Origin of the sequence: Streptomyces sp. NPDC017202 (assembly GCF_044331705.1) — a bacterium.
Lineage (GTDB): Bacteria > Actinomycetota > Actinomycetes > Streptomycetales > Streptomycetaceae > Streptomyces.
In genome coordinates this window covers 1-10,778 of record NZ_JBIRNP010000020.1, presented here as the reverse complement: position 1 = coordinate 10,778, position 10,778 = coordinate 1, and the positions used below count along the sequence as shown (strand labels likewise).

Sequence of the window (10,778 nt, the reverse complement as noted above, 5' to 3'; positions counted from 1 at the left end):
CTCGCCGCGCGCGTCCACGGTGATCTTCTGCGACAGGTCGCCCTTGGCGACCGCGGTGGTCACCTGGGCGACGTTGCGGACCTGGGCGGTCAGGTTCCCGGCCATGAAGTTGACCGAGTCGGTGAGGTCGCGCCAGACACCGGCCACGCCGGGCACCTGCGCCTGGCCGCCGAGGCGTCCTTCGGTGCCGACCTCGCGGGCGACGCGGGTGACCTCGTCGGCGAAGGCGGAGAGCTGGTCGACCATCGTGTTGACGGTCTCCTTCAGCTGAAGGATCTCGCCGCGCGCGGGCACGTCGATCTTCTGCGAGAGATCGCCCTTGGCCACCGCCGTCGCCACCTGGGCGATGTCGCGGACCTGGGTCGTCAGGTTGCCCGCCATGGCGTTCACGGAGTCCGTGAGGTCGGCCCACGTGCCCGACACCCCCGGCACCTCGGCCTGGCCGCCGAGGGTTCCCTCGGTGCCGACCTCGCGGGCGACGCGCGTGACCTCGGACGTGAAGACGGACAACTGGTCGACCATGCCGTTGAACACGGTCGCGATGTCGCCCATGAGGCCTTCGCCGTCGGCGGGCAGCCGGGTGCCGAAGTCTCCGTCCCGTACGGCGGTCAGGCCGGCCAGGAGGCGTCTCAGTTCCTGGTCGCCCGGTGCCTCGGCGGCCTCGGTGGCGTTGCTGGTCATGCGTCCCCTCGTTCCGCTCCCTGGGAGCCCCCCCGGCGGGGGCTCGGAACCGGGCCGTCCCAAGGAGACGGCGCTCTCCGGTCGTGCGTGCATTTCCGCAGTTCACGGATGTACGCGAAGAGATAAATACGCCGCAGGCTAACCCATCCGCCTGCGGCGGAACAAAGTGTCGCGTCACGCGGGGCGCACAGAAGATTCACAAGGTGCGCACCGTGCATGCACCACCGGAAACGGGGTACTCGTCTTCTTTTTCGTTGTACGGATGCGGCTCGTCGGGCGACCCTCGTCAGGCGACCTCGGATCCCAGCAGGCCGAGCCGCAGCCGGGCCACCATGCGGCTGATCAGGCGTGAGACGTGCATCTGCGAGATGCCCGGTTCCCTCTCGCGGGCCGGCTCGAACCGGTCGATGGCCTTGATCAGCCCGATCGTCCCGACCTGGACGACGTCCTCCATCGAGTCCCCCCGGCCGCGGAACCGGGAGGCCGCGTACCGCACCAGCGAGAGATTCATCTCGATCAGGGTGTTGCGCACGTACTGGTGCTCGCGCGTGCCCTCCTCGAGGACGGCCAGCCGCTCGAAGAAGGGGCGGGAGAACGCCCGCGCGTCCCTCGGACCGACCGCGGTGGGTGCCTCGACGAACGGAACCCCTTCCCGCGGGTCGCCGCCGGCCCGCAGCCCCGCCGTGGCCGTTCGTTCCTGTGCCGTCACGGCGCTCATGCCGCCCGCTTTCGTTCGTGGGGGCCCGCTGAACCGCGCGGGGACCGTCGAGCCGTCCGACGACGCGCTCCGTCCGCCCCCTGCTTCCCCCGCTCGTGCCGCGACGGATGCGCCCCCGCCCCGCACCGTCCTCCGCGGCGTGCACGAGCCGGGGGACGCGGCGGCACAAGCCCTCCGAATGCGGCCGCGACGGCCGGGTATCAGGGCTGTGGAACGCGAGAAGGGAGCAGCGTGACCATCGACAGAATCTGGTCCTACCCGTCGGAGAGCGGGCATGTCGAAGGACAGGACCTCACGGGGTACGGGGTGGCCGGGACCGACGGCACCCTGGGGCACGTCGAACGGGAGGACGGCCACCACGGCATGTGGCACCTGGTCGTCGACACGGGCGTCTGGCTGTTCGGCAGAAGCGCGGTCGTCCCGGTGGGCGTCGTCACGTCCGTCGACGAGGCCGAACGGAAGGTCTCGGTCGCCTGCACCGTGGACGAGGTCAAGGAGGCACCGCGCTTCCGGACCGACAGCGAGACCATGGACCCCGACTACCTGGCGGCCGTCGCCGACTACTATCGACGGCTGATGCCGCACGGGACGACGACCGCGTGACCGTGCCACGGTTTCCATGAGGGTCGTGTCGTGAGGTTCGTGCCGTGAGGGGAGAAGGACTCCTGCCCACCCGGGCGGCGGAGACCGCCCGGGTGACGACCGCCGCGTCCGCGCGGGCCCACGTCCGCGGCCTGGTCGACGCCGGCTGGGACGCGGTGACCCGGCCGGCCGCGGAACGCGACCTCATCGACCTGCTGCTCGTCGTCTCGGAGCTGGTCGCCAACGCCGTCCGGCACGGCGGCGGCCTGGCCGGCTTCGAGGCGACCCCGGGGCGGGACGGGGTACGGCTGTCCGTCCACGACCACAGCGACGTCGTGCCCGAGGCGGCGTACGGCCCCGGCACCCTTCCCTCCGGCCACCACGGCAGCGGCTACGGGTGGCCGCTGATCCTCCGGCTGGCCCGCGACATCAGCATCCGTCCCCGCCCCTCCGGCGGGAAGACGATCACCGTCTTCGTGCCCGTCGGGACCGAGGCCCCCTGACGGACGGGCCGGTGGCCCGCGGCCGAGCCCCGCTCACCACGGCAGGAAGACGTGCACGTCCTTTCCCTCGTCCTCGGACACCACGCTCACCTGGCTGCACAGCGTGTGGATCAGGTGCCAGCCGATGCCGCCGCCCCCGGCGTCGGGGTGGAAGGGGCGCGGGGCCGGCGCCGTGGGGTTGGTGTCGTGCAGCGTCACGTGCACCCCGTCGAAGGTGGGCCGCAGATGCAGCGAGAAGGGACCCGGCGCGTACTGGACGGCGTTGGAGGCCAACTCCGTGACGATCAGCACGATGTCGTGCCAGCACTCGGGTGCCGCGGGCGGGGCCGCGCGGGCGAGTGCGCGGAGGAAGTCCTCCGCGGCCAGGCGCGCACCCGTCACGTCCTGCGGGGCACCCGCGAAACGGGCGGTGCGGCCCGGAATCGTCCAGGAGGCCGGTGAGTCGTTACCACGGGGCTCGGTTGCCATGTCGTCGTGCGGCCCTCTGTCCGGGACCGTCGTCCTTTCTCGTGCCGCTCTCTGGTCGCCACTCCCCAGGGTTCCCTGGGCGGCGCGGCCTACGCGTGCCGCACCCGGCCCACGCACGGCGACCGGGCGGCCGCAGCGCGTGGGCCGCGGCCCCCTCGGCACGTCGGGCGCGCGTCAGGGGCGCGCGGTACGTCAGCGGAACACGTCGTCGGCGTCGTCCCAGCTCAGCACCTCCGCCGACGGGTTCTCCCGGGGCACCCGCACGCGGGCCTGGTACATCGCCTCGATCTCGGCCGCGTAGTGCCGCACGATCGAGTCGCGGCGCAGCTTCATCGACGGCGTCAGCAATCCGTTGGCCTGGTTGAACGGCTCCGGCAGGACCCGGAAGACCCGGATCGACTCCGCCCGGGACACCGCGTTGTTGGCCGCGGCCACCGCCCGCCCGACCTCCTCCCGCAGCGCGCTCTCCTCCCGCGCCTCCCGGTCGGAGCGGTCACCTCCGTACGGCGGCAGGTTGCGACGCCAGTGCGCCAGGAACTCCGGGTCCAGCGTGATCAGCGCGCCCACGCAGGGCCGGTTGTCGCCGACGACCACCGCCTGGTGGACGAGCGGGTGCAGCCGCAGCCGCTGCTCCAGCGCGGTCGGGGCCACACTCTTGCCGCTGCTGGTGATGATCACGTCCTTCTTGCGGCCGGTGATGGTCAGATAGCCGTCGGGGTCCAGGTGGCCGAGGTCCCCGGTGGCCAGCCAGCCGCCCCGGAACGCGGCCCGGGTGGAGGCGTCGTCGTTGACGTAGCCCTGGAACAGCGACGGGCCGCGCACCAGGATCTCCCCGTCGTCGGCCATCCGGATCTCCGTGCCCGGCAGGGCCTGCCCGACCGTCCCCGACTTCTCCCGGCCGAGCGGCTGCATGGTGATCCCGCCGCTGGTCTCCGTCAGGCCGTACCCGTCGTGGACGTAGACGCCGATGCCCTCGTAGAAGAGGGACAGGTCGCGGTGGAGCGGTGAGCCGCCCGACGTCGCCCGGTGCACGCGGCCGCCCAGGGCGGTGCGGAGTCTGCGGTACACCGTCCGTTCGTACAGGGCGTGCTGGAGCCGCAGGTCGAGGCCGGGGCCCGAGCCGCGGCCGAGCCGCTGCCGTTCGACGGCCGCCGCGAAGTCCCGGGCGGTGCCCGCGGCCCGCTCGAACAGCGCGCCGCGGCCCGCCTCCTGGGCCGCCCGCAGGAAGTTCTTGTAGATCTTCTCGAAGACCGACGGCACCCCGTACAGGTGGGTCGGACGGAACGAGCGGAGAGCCTCGGAGAGGGCGTCCCCGCTCAGGTCCGGTTCGTGGCCCATCAGGATCCCGCCGCGCAGGCACAGCCCCTGGATCATCAGCCCGTACACGTGGGAGAACGGCAGGAAGGCGAGGACGGAGGGCTGCTGTCCGGGCGGCCCCGCGGTGTCCCTCCAGCCGGCCAGCAGGGTGTCGCAGGGCGAGGCCAGGCTGCGGTGGGTGAGCGCGCAGCCCAGGGGGCGGCCCGAGGTGCCGGAGGTGTACGCGATCACCGCGGTGGAGTCCGGCAGCACGATCCGGCGCAGCGAGTCCACGGTGGTCTGCGGAATCACCTCGCCGCGCCGCGTGAGATCCTCGAACGCCCCCGCGTCGAGCTGCCAGACGTGCCGCAGGGTCGGCAGCGTCGCGCACACCGAGCCGACCGTCATGACGCTCTGCTCGTCCTCGACGACCACTCCCACGCAGCCCGCGTCCCGCAGGATCCACTCGACCTGGTCGCGCGAGGACGTCGGATGGACGGGGACGACCTCGGCACCCACCGCCCACAGGGCGTGGCTGAGCACCGTCCACTCGTAGCGGGTGCGCGCCATGACCGCCACCCGGTGGCCCGGCGACATCCCCGAGGCGACGAGCCCCTTGGCGAGATCCACGACCTCGTCCCGCAGCTCCACGGCCGTCACCTCCTCCCACGGCCCGGAGGGGGCGGACCGGCGCGCGAGCACCGGCAGGGCCGGGGTACGGGCGGCTGTCTCGAAAACGCTGTCGGCGAGCCCTCCGGTCAGGGGCGAGGCGGCGGGGGGAGCGAGGGCGACGTCGCGCATGCGCTGCTCCTGACAGGTACGGGCTGTGACTCCGTCGACGAGCACTGTTATCGACGGTGGTCGAATGTAGCTCAGGCAGGGGCGGTTGTGGCCGGGAACGCACAACTATTCCGCGCGGACGATCTCGGCGGCGGACTGTTGGAGGGCGGCCGGTCCGGGGACTCGGGACACATGACCCACATCAACCCCGACCCCGAACCGGAACGCAGCACCGGACTCGAACCGGGCGGCGGCGTGCCGCCGGGCGAGACCCCGCCGGCGGAGAGCAGCATGCCCGAGGCCGGCCCCCGGGAGACCCACAATCCTCCCACAGGCTGGGCCAAGGGCCCGCTCACCCTGATCATCGTCGTCGCCGTGCTGGTCGCGGCCTTCTTCCTGGCCTACGCCCTGATCCTCATCTTCTGACCGCGCGGGCCGCACCGGCGCGTGCGTCAGCTCTGGGTGTGCCGTACGCAGCCGGTGACGACCTCGCGCAGGCTGCCCGTGCGCTCCCACAGCTCGCGCTGCACCATCGCGCCGTTGCCGTGCCGCAGCAGGTCCGCGCAGGCCGCGCGGACCCGTTCGAGATCCCCGTGGTCGGCCAGCGCCTGCGACACGTGATCGACCAGGGCCCCCACCACCGCCTCGGCGGGCGCGCGCCGCATGGTCGCGGGGTGCAGCAGATCGCCGGTGAGCCCGGACTTGGCCGCCCGCCAGCTCGCCAGCCGGAGCAGACTCACGCTGTGGTCCGCGGGCTCCACACCCGCCCTCCACTCGCGGGCCGCCGTCTCGACGAGCCCGCGCACCAGGGCGGCGACGAGCACGGCGGTGTCCGCGCGCAGGCAGACGTCCGAGACCCGGACCTCCACCGTCGGGTAGCGGGCCGACAGCCGGGCGTCGAAGTAGACCATCGCCTCGTCGAGGACGGTTCCGGTGGCCACCATGTCCGCCACCCGCTGGTGGTAGCGCTCCGCCGAACCGAACAGTTCGGTCGGACCGGCCGACGGCCAGCGCTGCCACACCCGGCTGCGGTAGCTGCTGTACCCCGTCTCGTTGCCCTGCCAGAACGGCGAGTTGGCGCTCAGCGCCGGCAGCACCGACAGCCACGGCCGGATCCGGTCGAGGACCGCGACGCCCTCCTCGTCCGACTCCACCGACACATGGACGTGGCAGCCGCAGACGAGCTGCTCACGGGTGGCGATGCCGTACTGCTCCGCCATCCACTGGTAGCGCCGGTTCATGCCGACGGAGGGGCGCACCGGCAGCGGCGACGTCGCCAGCGCCGCCACGGTGCACCCGATCTCCCCGGCGTGCCGGGCCGCCTCCGCGCGGATGCGGACGATCTCCTCGCCGAGTTCGTCCATGCCCGACTGCGGCCGGGTGGCGAACTCCAGCATCTGGTTGTGGAGTTCCTTCTCGAAGACGTCCTGTTCCGCCCGGTCCCGGGTGGCACGGGCGAGAACGGCGGCGGAGAGCGCCCGCGGCTCTCCTGTTTCCGGGTCGACGAGGAGGAGTTCCTCCTCGACTCCGACGGTGCGCACGTGATGCAGCCCTTCTCCGGCAGGTGGTACGCACCGACTGCCCTGTCGGGCCCGGTTCACACGGCCCTGGGCGTCAACCACATCGTCGCGAGGGGCGGCAGGGTGAGGGTGATCTCCCCGTTCTCCGGCTTCGCTCCGTCGAGCAGGCGCACGTCGCTGCCGCCGTACCGCATGTCGTCGGTGTTGAGGGCCTCGTACCAGACGGGGACGTCGTCCGGGACGGCCAGCCGGTAGTCGTGGCGCACCACCGGGGAGAAGTTGCTGACCGCGAGGAGGGGGGCGCCCTCGGCGTCGTGGCGCAGGAACGCGAAGACGTTGTCCTCGGCCGCGTCGCAGAGGACCCAGCGGAAGCCGCCCGGGTCGGTGTCCCGCTGCCACAGCGCCGGGGTGGCGCGGTAGCGCGTGTTGAGGTCGCGCACCAGGTCCCGGACCCCGCGGTGGTCGGCCTCGGCGCCGTAGCCCTCGTCGAGCAGCCACCACTCCGGGCCGTGGCCCTCGGACCACTCCGCGCCCTGGGCGAACTCCTGCCCCATGAAGAGGAGTTGCTTGCCCGGATGGGCCCACATGAAGGCGAGGTAGGCGCGGTGGTTGGCCCGCCGCTGCCACCAGTCACCGGGCATCTTCGACACCAGCGCCTGCTTGCCGTGCACGACCTCGTCGTGCGAGATGGGCAGCACGTAGTTCTCGCTGTAGGCGTACACCATCGAGAAGGTCATCTCGTGGTGGTGGTACTTGCGGTGCACCGGCTCCTTGGCGATGTACTCCAGCGAGTCGTGCATCCACCCCATGTTCCACTTCAGCCCGAACCCGAGGCCGCCGCTGTCGGTGGGCCGGGTCACGCCCTCCCAGGCCGTGGACTCCTCCGCGATGGTCACGACACCCGGGTTGCGGCGGTAGACCGTCGCGTTCATCTCCTGGAGGAACGCCTTCGCGTCCAGGTCCTCCCGGCCGCCGAACACGTTCGGCGTCCACTGCCCGGAGTCCCGCGAGTAGTCGAGGTAGAGCATGGAGGCGACGGCGTCCACCCGCAGCCCGTCGATGTGGAACTCCTCGCACCAGTAGACGGCGTTGGCGACCAGGAAGTTGCGCACCTCGGTGCGCCCGAAGTCGAACTCGAACGTCCCCCAGTCCGGGTGCTCGGCCCGCTGCGCGTTTCCGGGCTCGTACAGCGGGTCCCCGTCGAAGCGGGCCAGCGCCCAGTCGTCCTTGGGGAAGTGCGCCGGCACCCAGTCCACGATCACACCGATGCCGGCCCGGTGCAGCGCGTCGACCAGGTGCTTGAAGTCGTCGGGCGACCCGAGCCGCGAGGCCGGGGCGTAGAAGCCGGTGATCTGGTAACCCCAGGAACCGGAGAACGGGTGCTGGGCGACCGGCATGAACTCCACGTGCGTGAAGCCCAGGTCGTTGACGTACGCCGGCAGCTCCTCGGCCAGTTGGCGGTAGGTCAGCCCCGGCCGCCAGGAGGGAAGGTGCACCTCGTACACCGAGAACGGCGCCACGTGCACGGGCACGTCACCCCGGTGCGCCATCCAGTCGGCGTCGTCCCACTCGTAGTGCGAGGCGTGCACGATCGACGCGGTGTCCGGCGGGACCTCCGCGCACCGGGCCATCGGGTCGGCCTTGAGGAAGCGGTGCCCGTGGCGCGAGGTGATCTCGAACTTGTACCGGGTGCCCTCGCCGACGCCGGGCAGGAACAGCTCCCACACCCCGGACGCCCCGAGCGAACGCATCGGGAAGGCGGTGCCGTCCCAGTACGTGAAGTCCGCGGCGACCCGCACCCCCCGGGCGTTCGGCGCCCACACGGTGAACCGGGTGCCGGCGACCCCCTGGTGGGTCATCGGCTCGGCGCCCAGCGCCTTCCACAACTGCTCGTGCCGGCCCTCCCGGATCAGGTGCAGATCGAGGTCGCCCAGCGCCGGCAGGAACCGGTAGGGATCGTGCACCTCGCACTCGTCGCCCTCGTACGCCACCAGCAGCGTGTACGCGGGGATCTTCTTCAGCGGCAGCACGGCGGCGAAGAGACCGTCGCCCTCCGACAGCAGCGGGGTGCGCTCGCCGTCCACCAGGACGGCGACCGAGCGCGCGAAGGGGCGCAGCGCCCGGAACAGGACGCCGCCGGGCACCGGGTGGGCGCCCAGCAGGGCGTGCGGGTCGTGGTGCGCGCCCGCCAGCAGACGACCCCGGTCGGCGGGGTCGAGCGCGGGCGCCACCGGCGGGCGGGGGCCGGCCGACTCGGGCAGGGAAGAGTCACGCAGAGCCATCGGTCAGCCTCCTCGGACGGCGAGTCGTTCGATCGCCGCCATGGGTACGGGTAGCCAGTCGGGACGGTGCCGTGCCTCGTACAGCACCTCGTAGACGGCACGGTCGGTTTCGTAGGCACGCAGCAGGGCGTGCTTCTTGCGGGGGTCCCAGCCCGCGCGTTCCGCGTACCCGGCGCAGAACGCCTCCCGGCAGCGGCGGGCCCACTCGGGACGCCAGGGACGGCGCTGCCGGGCGGCGTAGTCGAACGAGCGCAGCATGCCCGCGATGTCCCGGACCGGGGAGTGCGCGCTGCGCCGCTCGGCGAGCGGCCGGGACGGTTCGCCCTCGAAGTCGATGACGAACCACTCGCGTCCGGCGCGCAGCACCTGGCCCAGGTGCAGATCGCCGTGGATGCGCTGGGCCGGCGGTCCCGGATCGCAGGCGGCGAGTGCGCCGAAGGCGCTGGTGAGTCCGGGGACGTAGGGGCGCAGGGCCGGCACGTGGTGGGCGGCGGCCTCCAGCCGCTCGGTCATCCCGGCCGCCGTCCGCGCGTTGTCGCCGAGCGGTCCGGCGGGGAAGGCCGCGGCCAGCGCGAGGTGCACCTCGGCGGTGGCCCCGCCCAGCACGTGGGCCTGCCGGGTGAAGTCCTCCCCGCGGGCCAGCGCGTCCAGGGCCAGCGTCCAGCCGTCGGAGGCGTCGGGCAGGAACGGCTGGAGGACACCGAGCGTCGCCTCCTGCGGATGGGTCGTGCGGTACCAGGCCACCGGCGCCGGCACCCGGCCGCACCCCTGCCCCGCCAGCGCGACCGGCACCTCCAGGTCCGGGTTCACCCCGGGCTGGATCCGCCGGAACACCTTGAGGATGAACGCGTCGCCGTAGACCAGCGACGTGTTCGACTGCTCGGCCTCCAGCAGCCGGGGCGCCAGCCCCGCCGGCACCCGGGCCGACGGGTCGGACTCGAAGGACAGCGGGCCCAGCGGCCCCGGATGCCGCAGCCGCTCCAGCAGCAGATGCGCCGACCGCGGGTCCTGCAACGCGTCGTGCACGGTCAGTCCGGCCAGCGCCCCCTCCTCGACCTTGCCGATCAGGGCCCGGCCGAGTCGGGGGGACAGGTGCTCCTGGATGCCCAGGAGCAGCTGGTAGCAGTCACCGGGCGGGGGCGTGCCGCCCGGCGAGGGCACCCCCGACTGACCGGTCTGCACCAGGAGGTGCAGACAGCCCGGATACAGCTCCGTCATGGACAGCAGACGCAGGTCGTTGAGGGGCCTGTCCTTGCCGGCGAACCAGCGCTGCCGGGGCAGCCACTCGCGCAGCAGTGCCCCGAGCGTCCCCGTGGAGCGGACGCCGACGGCACTGCCCGGGCTCAGAGATGCGGTCTTCTGCATGGTGACGCGTCCTTCCCTCGGCGCACGCTCACAGGCGCCGGCCGACGCGGGATGCGGCTCGGATGAGCCGGAACCAGTAGAAACCGTGCCCTGCGAGGGTGAGCAGGTAAGGCAGTTCACCGATCGCGGGGAAGCGGACTCCTCCGAACAGTTCGACGGGGTGGCGGCCGTCGAAGCGACGCAGGTCCAGTTCGGTGGGCTGGGCGAAGCGGGAGAAGTTGTGGACGCACAGGACGAGGTCGTCCTCGTACTCGCGCAGGAAGGCGAGGACGGCCGGGTTGGAGGACGGCAGTTCGGTGAAGGAGCCGAGGCCGAAGGCGGGGTTCTGCTTGCGGATCTCGATCATGCGGTGGGTCCAGTGCAGCAGCGAGGAGGGCGACGCCATCGACGCCTCCACGTTGGTGACCTGGTAGCCGTAGACGGGGTCCATGATGGTCGGGAGGTACAGGCGTCCCGGGTCGGAGGAGGAGAAGCCCGCGTTGCGGTCGGGTGTCCACTGCATGGGGGTGCGGACGGCGTCGCGGTCGCCGAGCCAGATGTTGTCGCCCATGCCGATCTCGTCGCCGTAGTAGAGGATGGGCGA

10 protein-coding genes and 1 pseudogene are annotated in these 10,778 nt (G+C 72.3%); 3 read left to right on the top strand and 8 right to left on the bottom strand.

Features of this window, described 5'->3' with window-relative positions; genetic code table 11:
- Positions 1-681, bottom strand: a 681-nt coding sequence (locus tag ACH4N1_RS28270) for a HAMP domain-containing protein (RefSeq protein ID WP_398101361.1), incomplete at its 3' end; no start/stop codon positions are given.
- Between the two features lie 376 nt (positions 682-1,057).
- A pseudogene (locus ACH4N1_RS28265) lies at positions 1,058-1,399 on the bottom strand (sigma factor); the annotation flags it as partial.
- Between the two features lie 231 nt (positions 1,400-1,630).
- On the opposite strand from ACH4N1_RS28265, the gene ACH4N1_RS28260 reads away from it, so the two are divergent.
- A complete protein-coding gene (locus ACH4N1_RS28260) occupies positions 1,631-2,002 on the top strand; it encodes a PRC-barrel domain containing protein (protein WP_398101358.1) in 372 nt (123 codons plus the stop codon).
- Between the two features lie 44 nt (positions 2,003-2,046).
- Complete coding sequence (locus ACH4N1_RS28255) at positions 2,047-2,484, top strand: ATP-binding protein (protein ID WP_398101355.1); 438 nt, start codon at positions 2,047-2,049, stop codon at positions 2,482-2,484.
- Positions 2,485-2,517: 33 nt separating this feature from the next.
- Here ACH4N1_RS28255 and ACH4N1_RS28250 read toward each other — a convergent pair whose 3' ends face one another.
- Positions 2,518-2,952: an ATP-binding protein gene (locus ACH4N1_RS28250; protein WP_398101353.1), complete on the bottom strand. Its 435-nt coding sequence runs from the start codon at positions 2,950-2,952 to the stop codon at positions 2,518-2,520.
- A gap of 192 nt (positions 2,953-3,144) precedes the next feature.
- Positions 3,145-5,049, bottom strand: a complete 1,905-nt coding sequence (locus ACH4N1_RS28245) for an AMP-dependent synthetase/ligase (RefSeq protein ID WP_398101350.1) — start codon at positions 5,047-5,049, stop codon at positions 3,145-3,147.
- A 171-nt stretch (positions 5,050-5,220) separates the two neighbouring features.
- On the opposite strand from ACH4N1_RS28245, the gene ACH4N1_RS28240 reads away from it, so the two are divergent.
- Positions 5,221-5,454: a DUF6480 family protein gene (locus ACH4N1_RS28240; protein WP_398101347.1), complete on the top strand. Its 234-nt coding sequence runs from the start codon at positions 5,221-5,223 to the stop codon at positions 5,452-5,454.
- Between the two features lie 26 nt (positions 5,455-5,480).
- Here ACH4N1_RS28240 and ACH4N1_RS28235 read toward each other — a convergent pair whose 3' ends face one another.
- The 4 genes from ACH4N1_RS28235 to ACH4N1_RS28220 all read right to left on the bottom strand — a co-directional run.
- The gene (locus ACH4N1_RS28235; protein WP_398101344.1) at positions 5,481-6,569 is read right to left on the bottom strand and encodes a glutamate--cysteine ligase; all 1,089 of its coding nucleotides are present in this window, start codon (positions 6,567-6,569) and stop codon (positions 5,481-5,483) included.
- 56 nt (positions 6,570-6,625) lie between these two features.
- Complete coding sequence (glgB, locus tag ACH4N1_RS28230) at positions 6,626-8,830, bottom strand: 1,4-alpha-glucan branching enzyme (RefSeq protein ID WP_398101341.1); 2,205 nt, start codon at positions 8,828-8,830, stop codon at positions 6,626-6,628.
- Between the two features lie 3 nt (positions 8,831-8,833).
- On the bottom strand, positions 8,834-10,195 hold the full coding sequence (locus ACH4N1_RS28225; RefSeq protein ID WP_398101338.1) for a maltokinase: 1,362 nt from the start codon (positions 10,193-10,195) through the stop codon (positions 8,834-8,836).
- 28 nt (positions 10,196-10,223) lie between these two features.
- A partial coding sequence (locus tag ACH4N1_RS28220; RefSeq protein WP_398101335.1) for an alpha-glucosidase C-terminal domain-containing protein occupies positions 10,224-10,778 on the bottom strand: 555 nt, incomplete at its 5' end.

Coding starts and splice junctions, on each gene's coding strand:
- ACH4N1_RS28245 (WP_398101350.1), bottom strand. CDS start 5,049: ATGCGCGACGTCGCCCTCGCTCCCCCCGCCGCCTCGCCCCTGACCGGA.
- ACH4N1_RS28225 (WP_398101338.1), bottom strand. CDS start 10,195: ATGCAGAAGACCGCATCTCTGAGCCCGGGCAGTGCCGTCGGCGTCCGC.
- glgB (WP_398101341.1), bottom strand. CDS start 8,830: ATGGCTCTGCGTGACTCTTCCCTGCCCGAGTCGGCCGGCCCCCGCCCG.
- ACH4N1_RS28240 (WP_398101347.1), top strand. CDS start 5,221: ATGACCCACATCAACCCCGACCCCGAACCGGAACGCAGCACCGGACTC.
- ACH4N1_RS28250 (WP_398101353.1), bottom strand. CDS start 2,952: ATGGCAACCGAGCCCCGTGGTAACGACTCACCGGCCTCCTGGACGATT.